Origin of the sequence: Actinoplanes rectilineatus, from assembly GCF_000962825.1 — a bacterium.
Classification (GTDB): Bacteria; Actinomycetota; Actinomycetes; order Mycobacteriales; family Micromonosporaceae; genus Actinoplanes; species Actinoplanes rectilineatus.
Window position 1 is genome coordinate 192,549 of sequence record NZ_JZKF01000008.1, and the last position, 16,814, is coordinate 209,362.

13 protein-coding genes are annotated in these 16,814 nt (G+C 70.2%); all 13 read right to left on the reverse strand.

Annotated elements, in window-relative coordinates; all coding sequences use genetic code 11:
* Window positions 1-221: 221 nt before the first annotated feature.
* Window positions 222-938, reverse strand: coding sequence for a YggS family pyridoxal phosphate-dependent enzyme (locus tag WH85_RS09415; protein WP_045741350.1), 717 nt, complete (start codon window positions 936-938; stop codon window positions 222-224).
* Between the two features lie 8 nt (window positions 939-946).
* Window positions 947-2,071, reverse strand: a complete 1,125-nt coding sequence (gene ftsZ / locus WH85_RS09420) for a cell division protein FtsZ (RefSeq protein ID WP_045741351.1) — start codon at window positions 2,069-2,071, stop codon at window positions 947-949.
* 298 nt (window positions 2,072-2,369) lie between these two features.
* Entirely contained in the window at window positions 2,370-3,137 is a 768-nt protein-coding gene (locus WH85_RS09425) for a cell division protein FtsQ/DivIB (RefSeq protein ID WP_045741352.1), read from the reverse strand.
* A gap of 5 nt (window positions 3,138-3,142) precedes the next feature.
* Complete coding sequence (gene murC / locus WH85_RS09430) at window positions 3,143-4,579, reverse strand: UDP-N-acetylmuramate--L-alanine ligase (RefSeq protein ID WP_045741353.1); 1,437 nt, start codon at window positions 4,577-4,579, stop codon at window positions 3,143-3,145.
* Between the two features lie 25 nt (window positions 4,580-4,604).
* The gene (gene murG / locus WH85_RS09435) at window positions 4,605-5,708 is read right to left on the reverse strand and encodes an undecaprenyldiphospho-muramoylpentapeptide beta-N-acetylglucosaminyltransferase (RefSeq protein WP_045741354.1); all 1,104 of its coding nucleotides are present in this window, start codon (window positions 5,706-5,708) and stop codon (window positions 4,605-4,607) included.
* Window positions 5,708-7,114: an FtsW/RodA/SpoVE family cell cycle protein gene (locus WH85_RS09440; RefSeq protein ID WP_045741355.1), complete on the reverse strand. Its 1,407-nt coding sequence runs from the start codon at window positions 7,112-7,114 to the stop codon at window positions 5,708-5,710. The genes murG and WH85_RS09440 overlap by 1 nt, the downstream gene beginning before the upstream one ends.
* A 306-nt stretch (window positions 7,115-7,420) precedes the next feature.
* The gene (gene mraY, locus WH85_RS09445) at window positions 7,421-8,536 is read right to left on the reverse strand and encodes a phospho-N-acetylmuramoyl-pentapeptide-transferase (RefSeq protein ID WP_045741356.1); all 1,116 of its coding nucleotides are present in this window, start codon (window positions 8,534-8,536) and stop codon (window positions 7,421-7,423) included.
* A gap of 4 nt (window positions 8,537-8,540) precedes the next feature.
* On the reverse strand, window positions 8,541-9,923 hold the full coding sequence (locus WH85_RS09450) for a UDP-N-acetylmuramoyl-tripeptide--D-alanyl-D-alanine ligase (protein ID WP_045741357.1): 1,383 nt from the start codon (window positions 9,921-9,923) through the stop codon (window positions 8,541-8,543).
* Complete coding sequence (locus tag WH85_RS09455; RefSeq protein WP_425394626.1) at window positions 9,920-11,365, reverse strand: UDP-N-acetylmuramoyl-L-alanyl-D-glutamate--2,6-diaminopimelate ligase; 1,446 nt, start codon at window positions 11,363-11,365, stop codon at window positions 9,920-9,922. The genes WH85_RS09450 and WH85_RS09455 overlap by 4 nt, the downstream gene beginning before the upstream one ends.
* Window positions 11,366-11,482: 117 nt before the next feature.
* Window positions 11,483-13,864 (reverse strand): penicillin-binding transpeptidase domain-containing protein, encoded by a 2,382-nt coding sequence (locus WH85_RS09460; protein ID WP_045741359.1) that lies wholly within the window; start codon window positions 13,862-13,864, stop codon window positions 11,483-11,485.
* A 6-nt stretch (window positions 13,865-13,870) separates the two neighbouring features.
* Window positions 13,871-14,461, reverse strand: coding sequence for a cell division protein FtsL (ftsL, locus tag WH85_RS52190; protein ID WP_211275322.1), 591 nt, complete (start codon window positions 14,459-14,461; stop codon window positions 13,871-13,873).
* A gap of 221 nt (window positions 14,462-14,682) precedes the next feature.
* Window positions 14,683-15,771, reverse strand: a complete 1,089-nt coding sequence (gene rsmH, locus WH85_RS09470) for a 16S rRNA (cytosine(1402)-N(4))-methyltransferase RsmH (protein ID WP_045741360.1) — start codon at window positions 15,769-15,771, stop codon at window positions 14,683-14,685.
* A 226-nt stretch (window positions 15,772-15,997) separates the two neighbouring features.
* Window positions 15,998-16,429 (reverse strand): division/cell wall cluster transcriptional repressor MraZ, encoded by a 432-nt coding sequence (gene mraZ / locus WH85_RS09475; protein ID WP_045741361.1) that lies wholly within the window; start codon window positions 16,427-16,429, stop codon window positions 15,998-16,000.
* Between the last annotated feature and the right edge of the window lie 385 nt (window positions 16,430-16,814).

Genomic DNA, 16,814 nt, shown 5'->3' on the forward strand with positions numbered 1-16,814 from the left:
CCGTCCCGCCGGCACTCCTGCCGAGAGTCCATGCCCCCACCTCCGTCCGCTATACGGCACGCGCCCCCTTCGGCGTGCCGCGTCCCCCCTTGACGCGGTTCGAGAACGGGTCCGAATCGGACCCACGACCCGCTGCGACGCTGCGTCGTCGGACGCTACGGCCGTTTGTGGTGGCTCGTCGCGTTAAACAACACCTGTGTAGTTTGCTGCCCGCCGCAAGGCTACCGCAGCGAGTTTCGCATCCCGAGTAAAGATGTTCCGATCCGTACGTGTGTCGCCCCGTGCCGAATCGCGGCCTCGAGGTCGCCGCTCATGCCCGCGGAGACGGTCGTCGCTGCGGGGTACCGAGCGGCCAACCGTCCGGAGAGGACGGCCAGCTTCTCGAACGCCCGGTCCGGTTCCCAACCGCGCGGCGCGACAGCCATCAGGCCGCCCAGCCTCAGCCCCGGTGACGAGGCCGCGGCTTCCGATACCCCCCAGAGATCATTCTCAATCACGCCGCCGCGATCCGGGTCCCCATCGATACTCACCTGGATCAGCACCTCCAGCGGGACCGTCCGCTCGGCGGAGGCCCGGTCCAGTGCGGTGATCAGGCGTACCGAGTCCACCGACTCGATCACGTCGGCGTACCGGGCCACCGATCGGGCCTTGTTGCGCTGCAACTGCCCGACGAAGTGCCAGCGCAGACCGGTGGCGCCCGCGGCGCTCACCACGTCCGCCTTCGCGCCGGCCTCCTGGTCCTTGTTCTCCCCGACGTCCGTGACGCCGAGACCGGCGAGCAGGACCACGTCGCTCGCCGGGTACGTCTTGGTCACCGCGGTCAGCGTGACCTCGCCCGGCTCGCGGCCGGCCGCGGTGCAGGCCCGGGCGATACGTTCCCGCACCTGCACGAGATTGGCGGCGAGCTCAGCTCGCCGCCCGTCGTCGTTCTGATTCATGAAGAGAGTCAGGAACCGTTCTTCAGGAAGTCCGGCACGTCCACATCGTCGAAGAGCACCCGGCGCGGCGGCGGGGTGGTCGCGGCCGGCGGCGGCGGGGTGACCGCCGGCGTGGGTGCCGGGGTGCTGCCGCCGGTGGACGGCTGCGGCACCTTACGGACCGATTCGACCGGCTTGTACGAGGGCGTGCCCCCGTCGAAGCCCGCGGCGATCACCGTGACCCGGACCTCGTCGCCGAGCGCGTCGTCGATGACCGCGCCGAAGATGATGTTCGCGTCCGGGTGTGCCGCGTCGGTGACCAGCTGCGCCGCGTCGTTGATCTCGAACAGACCCAGGTCCGAGCCACCGGCGATGGAGAGCAGCACGCCGCGCGCGCCGTCCATGCTCTGCTCCAGCAGCGGGCTGGAGATGGCACGCTCGGCCGCCTCGACCGCGCGGTTGTCGCCGCGCGCACTGCCGATGCCCATGAGCGCGCTGCCCGCGTTGCTCATCACGCTCTTGACGTCGGCGAAGTCCAGGTTGATCAGACCCGGTGTGGTGATCAGGTCGGTGATGCCCTGCACACCGGAGAGAAGTACCTGGTCGGCCTGACGGAACGCGTCCATCATGCTGATACCCCGGTCACCGAGAGCCAGCAACCGGTCGTTCGGAATCACGATCAGCGTGTCGCACTGGTTACGCAGTTCGTCGATACCGGCCTCGGCCTGCACCTGACGGCGCTTGCCCTCGAACGAGAACGGCCGGGTGACCACGCCGATGGTCAGGGCGCCCAGCTTGCGGGCGATGTTGGCGACCACGGGCGCGCCACCGGTGCCGGTGCCACCACCCTCGCCGCACGTCACGAAGACCATGTCGGCCCCCTTGAGGACCTCCTCGATCTCGTCGCGGTGGTCCTCGGCGGCATTCTTGCCGACCTCGGGCTGAGCGCCGGCGCCCAGTCCACGGGTCAGCTCACGGCCGACGTCCAGTTTGACGTCGGCATCCGACATCAGCAGCGCTTGGGCATCGGTGTTGATCGCGATGAATTCGACTCCCTTGAGCCCAACCTCGATCATGCGGTTGACGGCGTTCACGCCGCCACCACCGATGCCGACGACCTTGATGACCGCAAGGTAGTTGTGCGGAGGTGTCATCGGGCTCAGCCATCCCTTCCAGGGTTGGCGAATGTCGACGGCCCCTGCGGTCCGAGAGGGGACCGCACTTCGACATCCGCAGCCGTACAAGGGAGGGCGAGGAAACCCTCACCCTCTACTAGAGGTTTAGAGTTATGTCAACTACTGAAACCTCTCGACGCAACCTAAGCGGACATCCCCCCTCGACCAAAGACCCGGGGCGGCGTGTCGCGTCCGCTTACGAGGTGAGTATCCGACTCACCCGTAACCTTGCACGTAATATTCCGTTCATGCCGCAACGTCCGGTATAACCGGCCACTTACCTGATTGTGACGACTGTCGGCGCGCTCACATCGATCTCGTCGCCTTTCTGACCCAACAACGCCGTCGCGACCTTGCTCTTCTCGTCGCTCTTGGTGTCGTCGCCCCAGATGACCTCGCGCCCCTTGCGCAACTCCAGACGGATCTGCACCGGCGACTCCACCGACACCGCCACCAGCTGCTCCCGGAGGTCGTCGCTGAGCGCCGCCAGCACGGTCAGCGCCGAGCCGGTGTTCTCGTCGGCCGGCCCCGGCGTCGCCAGACGGGCCAGCGGCAGACCACCCGGCTGCTCGGTCATCGAGCGGAACGGCACACCCAGCTCGTCGATCAGCACGAATGTGCCGTTCGCCGGCACCACCGCCACCGGCGTCCGCTCCACCACCTCGACCACCAGGGTCGACGGCCAGCTGCGGCGCACCGCCACCCGGCCGGCCGGCGGCAGGCCGCGAACCCGGGCGGCGACCTCGTCCAGGTCGACCCGGGCCAGCGGCAGCAGATCCGGCACCGCGGCGGCCGCACGGACCTGGTCCGGGGTGAGGGTCTCCGCGCCGACCACCTCCACCGCCCGGACACCCAGCACCGCCGTGCCGTACACCGTCCACGTCAGGCCACCGGCCGCGGCCAGCACGCCCACACCGATCAGCCACGGCAGCAGAGCACGCAGGCGCCGCTGCCGGGCCCGGGCCATGAACCGGCGCGCCGACGGCGGCACGGCGTCCGTGTCGGCGCGCACCAGACGCCAGTTGCGCGTGCCCCCGCCCGCCACCGGTGTTACCTCGCCAGGTCCGGCTTGTGGTCGGCCTCGGCCAGCGCGGCCAGCAGCTCGTCGCCCATCAGCGAGATCGGCGGCGCGCCCATGGTGACCACCACGTCGCCCGGCCGGGACCGCTTGACCACCTCGGCCGGCACGTCCTCCCAGTCCGGCACGAAGACCTTGCGGTCCGCGGGCAGATCGATCGCCGCGGTCAGCGCCCGGCCGCCCTCACCGGGGCCACGGGTCTCGCCCGGACCGAACACCTCCATGCAGATCACCTCGTCGGCGACCGCGAGGCCGTCGGCCAGCTCCGCCTCCAGGTCCCGGGTCCGGTAGACCCGGTACGGCTGGAACACCACCAGCAGGCGCCCGTCACCGGCCACGTCCCGCAGGGTGCGCAGCGCCGCCTTCACCGAGGTCGGGTGGTACGCGTACTCGTCGTACACCCGCACGCCGGCGGCGATGCCCTTGCGCTCGAACCGGCGGCGGACCCCCGGGAACGCCTCCAGGGCCTCCAGCACCTTGTCCAGCGACAGGCCCAGTTTCAGCGCGGTCAGCACGGTCGCCGCGCTGTTCAGCCCCATGTGCTTGCCGGGCAACGCCAGCTTCACCTCACCGAGCGCCTCCCCGTTCAACTCGGCCTGGTAGCGGACCCCGCTCACGGTGGTGACGATCCCGCTGACCCGCAGGTCGGCGCCTTCGCTCTCCCCGTACGTGTAAACGGTCTTGCCCGCGGCCTTGAGCCCCGCGATGAGTTCCTCGGTGCCGGGGCCGTCCGCGCAGGTCACCACGAACCCGTCGGCCAGCGAGCCGAACTCCAGGAAGCCCGCCTTGAGCGTCTCCAGGTCACCCCAGTTGTTGAGGTGGTCGCCCTCGATGTTCGTGATGATCGCGACGTGCGGCCGGTAGATCAGGAACGACCGGTCGTGCTCGTCGGCCTCGGCCACGAAGTGCGGGCCGGTGCCGTGGTGGCCGTTGGCGCCGGCCGCGGACATCTCGCCGCCGATCACGAACGACGGGTCCAGGCCGGCGTGCTGCAGGATCACCGTCATGATCGACGTGGTGGTGGTCTTGCCGTGCGTGCCGGCCACCGCGATCGTCTGCCGGCCGGTCATCGCCGCGGCCAGGGCCTCCGAGCGGTGCAGCACGCGCAGACCGCGGCGGCGGGCCTCGGCCAGCTCGATGTGGTCCCGCGGGATCGCGGTCGAGTAGACGACCGTGTCCACCCCGTCGAGGTTCGACGCCTCGTGCGCCATGTGCACCGTGCCGCCGAGCGCGCGCAGTGCCGCCAGCGCGGGCCACTCCCGCAGTTCGCTGCCGGAGACCGGGACGCCACGGGTCAGCAGCAGCCGGGCGAGGCCGCCCATGCCGACTCCGCCGATGCCGATGAGATGCACGCTGCCCAGGTCCTCGGCGGTCAACTCGCCGGCCGGCGTCAGCTCCGCCGTGTTCACAGATCCGCTCCTTCAAGAAAATGCATCAGCGCACCGCTTCGAGAACGAAACGCACCAGCGCCTCGTCACCGTCACGACGGCCATAACTCGCGGCGGCGGCGCCCATCTGGGCGAGCCGCTGCCGGTCACGTGCCAGCGGGATGATGTTGTGCTCCACCCATTCCGGAGTCATCTCGCTGTCGTCGACGATCAGGCCACCGCCCGAGTCGACGATCGGTAGCGCGTTACGCCGTTGTTCCTGGTTGCTGTACGGGTACGGCACGTAGATCGCCGGCATGCCGAGCGCTGTCGTCTCGGCCACCGTGATCGCTCCGCCGCGGCAGAGCATCAGGTCGGCGGCAGCGTATCCGAGCTGCATGTCCGACAGGTAGGGCACAACGACATAGGGCACCGGCAGGTCGTTCGGCACGTCGAACGGCTCGTTGCGGCCGCCCTGCACGTGCAGCACCTGGATGCCGGCGTGCGCCAGTTTCTTGGCCGCCGCCGCCACCGCCAGGTTGATGCTGCGCGCACCGGACGAACCGCCGGACACGAACAGCACCGGCAGGTCGGGGCGCAGCCCGAAGTGGTAAAGCGCCTGCGGGCGCAGCGCCGGCCGGTCCAGCTGGGAGATGCCGGTCCGCAGCGGCACACCGACCAGGCGCGCGTTGCGCAGCGACTCGGCCTGCTCCAGCTGGTGCGGGAAGCCCACCGCGATGCGCTTGGTGAACTTCATGCCCATCCGGTTCGCGACGCCCGGTGGCACGTTCACCTCGTGGATCACGATCGGCAGCTCACGGCGCCAGGCGGCGAGGTAGGCCGGCACCGACACGTAGCCGCCGAAACCGACGACCACCTCGGCCTGCACCTCGTCGATGATGTCGCCGCACGCGGCCGCCGACTTGTACATCCGGTCCGGCGTACGCAGCAGGTCGAGATTGAGGGACCGGGGCAGCTGGAAGGCCGGGATCGGCCGCAGGTCGTAGCCGGCGGCCGGGATCAACTGGTTCTCCATGCCCTTCGGGCTGCCCAGCGTGGTGATTTTGACCTGGGGGAAGTGGCGTCGCAAGGCGTCGGCGAAGGCGATCAGCGGATAGATGTGACCGCCGGTGCCTCCTCCGGCGAGCACGACCGACCGCAGCGGACCCATCACCGTCTCCTCTCGCCCCCCGCGCCCACGGAAGTCCCACTGCTCGTCTTCTTCCCGGCAGGAGGACGTGACTGTCCCGGCCGCCGCGGCGGGGGGAGCGGCGGCAGCGGGGCCCACACTAGTCGTACCCATCTCGGGGTCGGACGGGCGTTCAGGGCTCGTGCGGCGTCCGGTTCCGCGCGGGCGAACGAGGCGAGCATGCCGATCGCCGCGAGCGTCACCACGAGGGCACTGCCACCTGCGGAGATGAACGGCAGCGGCAGGCCGGTGATGGGCAGCAGACCGACCACGCCGCCCATGTTGATCACTGCTTGGGCCACCAGCCAGGTGGTGATCGCGGTCGCGGCGAGGCGGCGGAACGGGTCGGCGACCCGGCGGGCGATGCGGAAACCGGTGTAGGCCAGCACGGACAGCAGCGCCAGCACCACCGCGCAGCCGACCACGCCCAGTTCCTCGGCGACCACCGCGAAGATGAAGTCGTTGTCCGCCTGCGGCAGCCAGTTCCACTTCAGTGCGCCCTTGCCCAGGCCGACACCGAACCAGCCGCCCTCGAAGATCGCCGAGCGGCCCTGGATGACCTGGTAGCACTCCCGGGTCGGGTCGCAGTCCTTCAACGGCGTCAGGAAGCTGGTGAGCCGCTCCAGGCGGTAGTTGGGCGCGTCGGCCGACCCGGAGCCGGCACCCCGTGAGGCGGCGGCGATCAGCAGGCCGATGCCGGCGAGTCCCAGCACCCCCAGCGCACCGAAGACCCGCAGGCGTACCCCGGCGGCCCAGAGCAGACCGATGATCAGCGCCAGCAGCACCAGCATGGTGCCCAGGTCGTTGTAGCCGACCAGCACGAACAGCAGGCCCACCACCGGGAACAGCGGCATCGCCAGCTCCCGCCAGTGCGCCAGCGAGGCACCCTTGCGCGCCATCACGTCCGCGCCCCACAGCACCATGCCCAGCTTGGCGAGTTCGGCCGGCTGCAGGCTGACCGGGCCCACGTACAGCCAGTTCAGGTTCGCCTCGAGCGGTCCCAGCCGCGCCGAGCCCAGCAGGCCGACACCTTCGAGCGCCATCAGCACGTCGAGCACACCGAGCAGGCCGATCGCCAGGCCGAGGACGTACTTGCCCAGGGTCCGCAGGGTCAGCGCGGGCAGCCGCTGGCAGACCCAGAACGCCACCAGCCCGAGCAGCGCGAACACCACCTGGCTGGTGAGTGCCGAGAAGGCGTTCCCGTCCTCGGCGTAGGCCTTCACGCTGGTCGCCGAGAAGACCATCGTCAGGCCGATCAGCAGCAGCAGCCCGGCACTGGCGATCAGCAGGTAGTAGGACGACAGTGGTCGCGCCAGCAGCCCGTGCACCGCGGGCAGCAGCTGCCGGCTCAGTGTCGGGCGGGCCGTCTGGGTTCGGTCGTCCGCCATGGCCCCATCATCGTCCGCCGTCCACATCCCCACGCGTCACGAACCGGGCGTGTCGCACGTTTATGCCGTCCGTCACCGGGCGATCGTCAAGACCGATGTCGTAGCAGAGTGGGTGGTGCAGACCGTCGCTCCCGCCGAGGGCCCCGAAGCGCTTCACTGGCCGCTACGCGTCCAGAGCGTGAAGCCCTCCGGGGCGACCTGCGTGCGTGGTCACCCCCGAAGATCAACCCCGGTACGCGAACAGCGGGCCGCCGACCCGCCGGAGAGGCAGGGTGACGACCCGCTGTACGCGTACCCGAGAAGGGGTTATCCCATGACCGCCAGGTGGTCGCTGTAGAACAGGCCCAGGCCGATCGCCGCGCAGATGCCGGCGATGATCCAGAACCGGACCACGATGTTGACCTCGGACCAGCCCGCCAGCTCGAAGTGGTGCTGAAGCGGGGACATCCGGAAGACACGCTTGCCGGTGGTCTTGAAGGAGATGATCTGGATGACCACCGACATCGTGATGATGACGAAGAGGCCGCCGATGATCACCGAGAGCAGGGTGGTGCGGGTGGCCACCGCGAGGCCGCCGATCAGGCCACCGAGGGCCAGCGCGCCGGTGTCGCCCATGAAGATGCGGGCCGGGTTGGTGTTCCACCAGAGGAAGCCGACACAGGCCGCGGCCGCCGCCGCCGCGATCATCGCGATCTCGAGGGGATCTCGGACCTGATAGCAGTGCGTCTCGGTGAGGGCGCTCGTGGAGCGGTAGTTGTCGTCACCGCACCAGTGCCGGTACTGCCAGAAGCCGATCAGCGAGTACGCCCCGAGGACCAGGATCGACGCACCGGTGGCCAGACCGTCGAGGCCGTCGGTGAGGTTCACGCCGTTCGACATCGCCATGATCACGAAGACGAACACCATGACCGAACCGACCTTGCCGACGTTGAGCCAGTCGACGTCGCGGATGAAGGAGATGTTCTCACTGGCGACCGTCTGGCCGTTGGTGCTGGGCACGTAGAGGGCGGCGATGCCGAACGCGGTACCGATCAGCATCTGGCCGAGCAGTTTGCCCTTGGCGCTGAGGCCGTCCGAGTTGCGTTTACGGATCTTGAGGAAGTCGTCCATGAAGCCGACGGCACCGCAGAAGACGAAGAGACCGAGCAGGACCAGGGCGGTCATGGTCGGCTTCTCCTGGGCGATCTGCCGGTCCGGCAGGGTGGTCAGCGCCAGGTGCCCGGCCACGTAGGCGAAGACCGTGGCGATGATGAACGCCACGCCGCCCATCGTGGGGGTGCCGCGCTTGCCCAGGTGGGTCTGCGGTCCGATGCTCCGGATCGGCTGACCGGCCTTGAGCGCCGAGAAGACCCGGATCGCGATCGGGGTGCCGAACAGAGAGATGAGAAAGGCGACCGCGGCCGCGACGATGACTGCCCTCACGGGGCTAAACCTCCTCGGAGCGCCGCAACCAGTCGGCGACGTCCCATGTCCGATACCGGGAACCCTTGACCAGCACGACGTCGTCGGCGCGCAGGTCCTGCTGCAGAATCTCGATCGCGGCCGCCTGGTCGGCGGCGAAGTGCGCCTGCCCCGTCCATCCGGCGACTTCGGCGGCGCCGTCCAGGACCGGCGCGGCCTCCGCGGAGACCGCGATCAGCCGGTCCACCCCGAGTTCGGCGGCGAGCCGCCCCACCTCGGCGTGACCGGATACTTCGTACTCCCCCAGTTCGGCCATGTAGCCGAGCACCGCGGTGGTGCGCCGGCCCTCACTCATCGCCGCCAGCGCCCGCAGTGCGGCGATGGTGGACGACGTGTTCGCGTTGTACGAGTCGTCGACGAGCACCACGCCGTCCGGGCGGGTGACCACGTCCATCCGGCGTTCGGAGACGATGCCCACCTCCGGAAGCGCGGTGATCACGTCGTCGAAGGCCATGCCCGCGGCGAGCGCCACGGCGGCGGCGGCGAGGGTGTTCGCCACCTGATGCCGCCCGACGACAGCCAGTCGGACAAAACCAGTTTTTTCACCACTTATGAGTGTATAGCTGGCGCGACCGTAGTGATCAACAGTCACTTCCGTGGCCTTCACCGTCGCCGCGTCCGATTCGCCGGTGAGCGTCACCCGGGCGGAGGTCCGCGACGCCATCGCGGCGACCAGCGCGTCATCCGCGTTGATGACCGCGGTGCCGTCCGCCGGCAGCGACTCGACCAGCTCACCCTTGGCCTGGGCGGTGCCCTCCATCGAGCCGAACTTGCCGATGTGCGCCGCGCCGACGTTGAGCACCACGCCGATCCTCGGCGGGGCGATCCCGCACAGGTGGGCTACGTGCCCGACGGCCCGGGCACCCATCTCCAGCACCAGGAAGCGGGTCTCCTCGGTGGCCTGCAGCACGGTGTACGGGAAACCCAGCTCGTTGTTGAGCGATCCGGGCAGCGCCACGGTCGGCCCGAGGTGCGCCAGGAGCTGACCGATGTAGTCCTTGGTGGTGGTCTTGCCGGACGAGCCGGTCACCCCGACCACGGTCAGCTTGTCCAGCCGGGAGGCGACCTCCCGGGCCAGCGTGGTGACGGCGGCCAGCGGGTCCGCGACCACCACACCGGGCACGCCCGCGTCCCGGGAGCCCAGGTAGGCCGCGGCGCCACCGGCGATCGCGGCCGGGGCGAAGTCGTGCCCGTCCGCCTTCTCGCCGGCGAAGGCGACGAAGAGGCCACCCGGGCCGAGTTTGCGGGAGTCGTACTCCACCCCGCCGGTGACGGCCTCGTCGCCGGTGGCGTTGACGACCGTGCCACCGGTGATCGTGGCGATCTCGGTCAGCGTCATCCGGATCATGATCGGCCCTCCAGAGCGGTAGCCAGCTCGATGCGGTCGTCGAACGGCAGCACCTCGCCGTCGACCTCCTGCCCCTGTTCGTTGCCCTTGCCCAGCACCGCGATCACGTCGCCGGGCGCGGCGAGGCGGACCGCCTCGGCGATCGCCGCCCGGCGCCCACCCACCTCGATGATCTTCGCGGCGGTCCCGGCCTCCTCGGCGCCGACGCGCACCGCGGCCCGGATCGCGGCGGGGTCCTCGGTGCGCGGGTTGTCGTCGGTGACGATGACCAGGTCGGATCCCTGCGCCGCGGCCTCGCCCATCAGCGGGCGCTTGCCCTTGTCCCGGTCGCCGCCGGCACCGATCACACAGATCAGGCCGCCACCGCGGGCGGACGCCAGCTCCCGCAGGGCCGCCAGGGCCGCCACGATCGCGTTCGGCTTGTGGGCATAGTCGACCACCCCGAGGATCTCGCCGGGGGCGTCGACGCGCTCCAGACGGCCAGGAACGCCCCGGCAGTCCCTGATGCCCTGCCCGGCGGTCGCCGGGTCGATGCCGGCGCCGACCAGCAGGGCCAGCGCGAGCAGCGCGTTGGCGATGTTGTGCAGGCCGGGCAGCGCCACGCCGGTCTCGACGGTGATCCCGTCCGGCCCATGCGCGGTGAACAGCTGCCCGAAGGCGGAGGGCCGGACGTCGGACGCCCACCAGGTGGCGTCTTCCGCGCCGGCCGCCGAGTAGGTGACCGTTCCATCACCCTTCAAGCGCATAACTGCCGAATCATCGTAGTTAAGCACTTCGACTCGCGCCCGGCCGTCGAAGAGACGCGCCTTCGCCTCGAAGTAGTCCTCGGCCGTCGGGTGGAAGTCCAGGTGGTCCTGGCCGAAGTTGGTGTACCCGGCCGCGGCGAACCGGATCCCGTCCGCCCGCCCCATCACCAGGGCGTGGCTGGACACCTCCATGACCACCGCCGACACCCCGCGCTCCACCCCGGAGGCCAGGATCGCCTGCAGGTCGGTCGCCTCCGGCGTGGTCCGCACGCTCTTGACGACGTGGTCGCCGAGGCGGGTCTCCACCGTGCCGACCAGGCCGGTCACCAGACCGGCGGCCCGCAGACCGGCCTCCACCAGGTACGACGTGGAGGTCTTCCCGGCCGTGCCGGTCACGCCGATCATGGTGAGCCGCCGGGACGGCTCGCCGTAGATCGCCGCGGCGACCGCGCCGAGCACGGCACGCGGGTCGTCCACGACGAGGACCGGCAGACCGGCCTGTATCGCCGCCTCCCGACCGGCGGGATCGGTGAGTACCGCGACCGCCCCGGCTCGGGCGGCGGCGGAGACGAACTCCGCGCCGTGCCGGTTGGCGCCGGGAAGCGCCGCGTACAGATCTCCGGAACGCACCGCATTGCTACTGTGCGTCACGCCGGAGACCTCTGCGTCAGCACCGCACAACTCCGCGTGCACCAGCTCTGCGAGCTGGGCAAGCGGGTGCGGCGCGACGGTCTCGGGTCGGGTAATGCCGGACACGGCGTCAGACCCTACCCGGTCCCTCACAGCTTCTCGTCAACGCCATGCGGCTGGCGTTCATGGATGGATCTTGAAAGTCGGCGACTTGGTACCGGACGGTGGCACTCCGTAATGAAGGAGGGTGTAGGACATCATTTCGCTGAACGCCGGACCGGACACCTCACCGCCGCTGCCGTTGGCGACGTCCATCGAGACCGCGATGACGAACTTCGGGTCGTCGGCCGGCGCCATGCCGACGAACGAGCTCGCGTAGTGGCTGGTGTACTGCCCGTCCACGAGCATCTTGCCGGTGCCGGTCTTGCCGGCCACCCGGTACCCGGCGACCCGCGCCGACTTGCCGGTGCCGACGTCCGACTCGACCACGGCCTCCATCATCGTCCGCAGCTGGGCGGCCTTGTCCGCATCCAGGACCTTGTGCGTCTCCGGCGCCGCGGACGGCGTCACCTCGCCGTCGACACCGGAGATGGTCTCCTTGATCAGATGAGGCTGCGTGTAGACGCCGTCGTTGGCGATGGCCCCGTACGCCGCCGCCATCTGCACCAGGGTCGCCGAGACACTGTGGCCGACCGGCACCGAACCGCTCGCCGAGCCGCTCCAGTCCTCCGGCTTGAGCAGTTCACCGTCGGCCTCGCCGGGCATGCCCTCCCCGGTCGACTCCCCCAGACCGAACAGCTTCTGGTACTCGTACAGCTTCTCCTTGCCGAGCTGGTCGGCGATCAGGATGGTGCCCACGTTGGAGGAGAGCGCCAGCAGCCCCTCCATCGTCATCAGCGTGCCCTTGTCCTGCGGATGCGAGTCCTCGAAGGGGAATCCGCCCCGGCTGATCGCCGGACCGATGGCCAGGGTCGACTCCGGGGTGATGATCCCCTCCTGCAGGGCCGCGCCGAAGACGAGCGCCTTGTGCGTCGAGCCCGGGTCGGTCACCACCGCGGTCGGCACGTCGATGCGCTCCACCGGGTCGAAATCCTGCGGCTTGGCGGCGTTGTAGGGCGGGTAGCTGGCCTGCGCCACCACCTCACCGGTCTCGGCGTTCATCACGACCGCCCCGGCCACCGTCGCCTTCGCCTTCTCCGCGGCCTTCTTGAGGATGCGCTGCACGTCGAACTGCACGTACTGGTCGATGGTGAGCTTCAGGGAGTTGCCCGGCTGGGCGGCGGTGTACTGCTCGTACCCGCCCGGGATCGGCTTGTTGAGGTTCCCCTTGCCGATCTCGAAGATCCGCTTGCCGTCGGTGCCGTGCAGCAGGTCGTCGTAGCGCGCCTCCAGGCCCTCCAGGCCGTGGTGGTCGTCGCCGGTGAACCCGATCAGGTTCGCGGCGAGGTCCTTGCCCGGCACGTCGCGCCGCTCGTCGCTGTGGGTGTAGATGCCGGGCAGGGCGAGCGCCTCGATCCGGTCGGCGACACCGACGTCCACGCCCCGGGCCAGGTACCGGAACTGCAACCAGCGCCCGAGCACCTGCTTGCGCTGCATGTTCTCGGCCAGCTCGGACTGCGCCACGCCCACCAGCGGCGCGAGTTGCGCCGCGATGCCCGGGATGTCCTTCTGCAGGGCGGTGTTCTCCGGGTCCGCGGAGACGTACCGTGCCTCGACGCTGTGCGCCAGCACCTCACCGTTGGTGTCCAGGATGCTGCCGCGCGGCGCGGGCAGCTGCACCGTGCTGAGACGCTTCTCCCGCAGGTCGAGCAGCTGCGCCACCTCCTGCTCGGAGGTGCCCAGCTGCAGCACCACCAGCCGCACGCCGATGGTGACGAACAGGGAGAGCGCCAGCACCGTGCCCAGCCGCAGACGCCGGCTGCTGCTCGCCAGTTTCGGCGGCTCCGGCGGCACCGGGCGGGCACGACGGGCGTCCCGGTCACGCCCGTCGCGTTCCGAACCCCGCTTCACGGTCACGGTCCGCCGTGGTCCGGCTTCCTTGGGGGTACGCGCTGAAGATGATCGTGTCCGGTCAGAGGCAGACCGGTCGCCCCCGGTGCCGGAACGGGGTTCCGCCTTCTTCGGCTGTTCGGCACGGGGCTCGGCGGCACGCTTGCCGCGCTGCTTCGGCGGCTCCTCCGGCGGCGGCTCGGCACCGCGGCCACGCCCGCGGGTGCGGGGCGCGGTGTCGCCCTCACCCCCGTCGAGCACCTGCAGCGCCGGCCGGAACGGATCAGTCGTGCGCCCGGACCGCGGCAGGCGCCCCCGCTCGGCCACGGTGCGCCCGCGCGGCGTGTAGGCGCGCGCCTCACTGATGCTGCTGCGCCCGCGCCGCCCGTCCCGGGGCGGCTGCCCGTCGCGTGAATGTCCGTCGCGTTGCTGACCATCGCGTTGCTGACCGTCGCGGGGCTGACCGTCGCGGGGCCGCTGCTCCTCGCCCGTCTCGGCGTCCGGAAGGTCTCGGGACGAGCCGCGCCGGGGCGGAGTGCCCCGGCGCGGAGTGTCGTCGTCGTCTCGTGGAGACATCACGGCCTACTGACCGGCCGCAGCCGGGGCAGAGGCTTGTCCGGTCCCGGCCTGACCGGTCCCGGCTTGTCCAGTCGCGGCTTGTCCGGTCGCGGCTTGTCCAGTCTCGGCCTGACCAGCCGCGGTCGAGGCGGACGCGGACGGCGTCACCGTCGACAGGTTCGGCTGGGCCACCGGTCCGACCGTGCCCTTGCCCGGCTTCGGCGGCCTCACGATCTTGCCGTCCGGCAGCCGGATCATCGCCGGAGTGCCCGGCACCAGACCCTGCTGGCGCGCCATCGCCGACAGGTTGCCCGGACCGGACACCTGGATCAGCTGACGCTCCAGCTCCTGCTGCTGCGTGTCGAGCCCGGCCCGCTCCTTCTGCAGGGCGTCCAGACGGAAGGACTGCTCCATCGTCTTGGTGTTGATCAGGAGGATGCCCAGCACGCCGGCGAGCACCACCACGATCACCGAGGCGGCGAAGGTGACCCGCGGCGCCCGGATCGGCAGCGGTGGCGCCACCCACAGGCGGGGCCGCGCGTCCGGCATCCCCGGCGCCTCGCCGGGAACGTCAAGTGCCAGAGCCGCGGTGCCCTCGACGGGCGCACCGGTCACGGGTTTCCCCTTGCCGGACCGCATCCCTGAACGGCGCGTGTCGGATTGACCACGGCGCGTGTCGGCCGACGACCTCGTCGAGCCGGCGTTCGTTGCGGACTGGCGCACCCCCCGGGCGCCAGTCCCCTCGCCGGCCTCGCTCATCCGGCGTCCCCGCTCACCGTCCCCGGTGCGCGGCCGCTCGGCCCGGCCCCCCGGCCGAGGCGCGGCGGATCGCTCGCTCATGATCGTCCCTCCCCCTCCTGTTTCGCCCCCGGGCGTAACCGCCCTTGTCCCCCACCCGTTGACACCCGTGGCCGCTCGCGGCCGGCCATCGGTGCCCGGTCGTACTTCCGTCCCTGCTCCCGCTCGTCGATCCGTTCCACCGCTCGCAGCTTCACCGAGGCAGCCCTCGGGTTCTCCGCCACCTCGGCCTCGGTCGGCGGCTCCGACCCTCGGGTCAGCAACCGCATCGACGGCCCGGTGCCGGGCAGCTCGACCGGAAGGTCGACCGGCCCGGTGCTGCGCACCCTCGCGGTGAAGGCGCGCTTGACGATCCTGTCCTCCAACGATTGATAACTCATCACCACAAGTCGCCCGTTGATCGCCAGAGCGTCCAAAGCGGCGGGAACCGCGGACTCCACCGAGTCCAGCTCCCCGTTCACCTCAATGCGTAGTGCCTGGAACGTCCGCTTGGCGGGATTACCACCCGTTCGCCGCGCGGCGGCCGGGATCGAGTCCTTCACCAGATCCGCCAACCTCGCCGTGGAGGTGATCCGGTTCTTCGCCCGCTCCCGCACGATCGTCGAGACGATCCGCGTCGCGAACTTCTCCTCCCCGTACTGCCGGAGGATCCGCACCAGCTCACCCGGCTCGTAGCCGTTGACGACCTCCTCGGCGGTGGCGCCGCGCGACTGGTCCATCCGCATGTCCAGGGGGGCGTCCTGCGCGTACGCGAAACCGCGGTCCGCCTCGTCCAGCTGGAGCGAGGAGACCCCGAGGTCGAACAGTCCGCTGTCGATCGCCGGAATCCCGAGTTCGTCGAGCACTCGCGGCAGCTCGTGATAGATCGCGTGCACCAGGTGCGTGCGATCGGCGAACCGGGAGAGCCGGTGCCGGGCGTGGGCGAGAGCCTCGGTGTCGCGGTCCAGTCCGATCAGGACCACGTCCGGGAATCGTTCGAGCACCGCCTCGGCATGCCCGCCGAGACCGAGCGTGAAGTCGACGTGGACGGCGCCCGGCCGGCCCAGGGCGGGAGCGAGCAACTCGAGGCAGCGCTCGAGCAGCACCGGCACGTGTGTGCCCCGCGGCTCCCCCATGACGACCCCCATTGCCCCACCATCTTGCGTCTCACCCGGCTCCTGCCGTGCCACACCGGCCCGGCCGCCATTCCGTACCACCAGATCCCCATCCGCTCATGTCCTATGCCCAATGAACCGGGCTCGGACACGCGCCTGGCGCCGGGGAAGAGGCGCCAGGAGCGGGAGCGGCTGGAGATCTCGAGGTACGGCAGCAGTGGCGTCCGGGCCGGTCACAAAGGCCCACCGAGTGCACGCCCTACAGTCCGCCGGGCAGCACCCCCTCCTCGATGTCGGCGAACTCCTGCTCGCTCGCCGCGAGGTAGTCCTCCCAGGACTGCTTGTCCCAGATCTCGACCCGAGTGCTCGCCCCGATCACCACGAGGTCGCGCCCGAGGCTCGCATAATCGCGCAGGTGGGCTGGTATGGTCACCCGCCCCTGCTTGTCGGGCACCTCGTCGTGAGCACTGGCGAAGAACACCCGGCCGTAAGCCCGGGCGGCCTTGTTGGTCACCGGCGCCTCACGTAGCTGACCGGCAATCCGCTGGAACTCCGGCATCGGGAACACGTAAAGACAGCGCTCCTGCCCCTTCGTGATCACGACACCTCCCGCCAGCTCGTCACGGAACTTGGCCGGGAGGATCAGCCGGCCCTTCTCGTCGAGGCGCGGGGTGTGTGTGCCGAGGAACATCCGGCCCCAACCCCCTTGCCGTGGCGTTCCGCTCCTTCGCGGAGGGAGTCGGACCACCTGTCAACTCGGGCCGGCAGGTCCCGTCTCGTTCCTCGGTCCTGCCACTGCGCCCCACTCTACTCCACTTCCCTCCACCTGCAACCCGAAAGCAGCCGCTCGCGAGGCCTTTTCGCGGACGTAATCCCTGTTCACAGGCGGTGGAGCGCAGTGGAGCGCTCTTCCATGATCCACTCCGTCCGGTTTCCGACATGGAGCGCTCACAGTCCCGTATGACCCACTTTCCAACCCGACTTTCCACCCCCCACACCCGCCCGCCGCGCTCCCCGGGAGGAAAGTGGAGGGACGCCACAAACCCCCCACCCCCTCCAGTGGAGCGAAGTGGAGC

Bases quoted from the DNA above. Each gene is read 5' to 3' on its own strand.
- WH85_RS09415 (WP_045741350.1), bottom strand. From the start codon at position 938: ATGAATCAGAACGACGACGGGCGGCGAGCTGAGCTCGCCGCCAATCTC.
- murG (WP_045741354.1), bottom strand. From the start codon at position 5,708: ATGGGTCCGCTGCGGTCGGTCGTGCTCGCCGGAGGAGGCACCGGCGGT.
- WH85_RS09450 (WP_045741357.1), bottom strand. From the start codon at position 9,923: ATGATCCGGATGACGCTGACCGAGATCGCCACGATCACCGGTGGCACG.
- ftsZ (WP_045741351.1), bottom strand. From the start codon at position 2,071: ATGACACCTCCGCACAACTACCTTGCGGTCATCAAGGTCGTCGGCATC.
- mraZ (WP_045741361.1), bottom strand. From the start codon at position 16,429: ATGTTCCTCGGCACACACACCCCGCGCCTCGACGAGAAGGGCCGGCTG.
- WH85_RS09440 (WP_045741355.1), bottom strand. From the start codon at position 7,114: ATGGCGGACGACCGAACCCAGACGGCCCGCCCGACACTGAGCCGGCAG.
- rsmH (WP_045741360.1), bottom strand. From the start codon at position 15,771: ATGGGGGTCGTCATGGGGGAGCCGCGGGGCACACACGTGCCGGTGCTG.
- WH85_RS09460 (WP_045741359.1), bottom strand. From the start codon at position 13,864: ATGTCTCCACGAGACGACGACGACACTCCGCGCCGGGGCACTCCGCCC.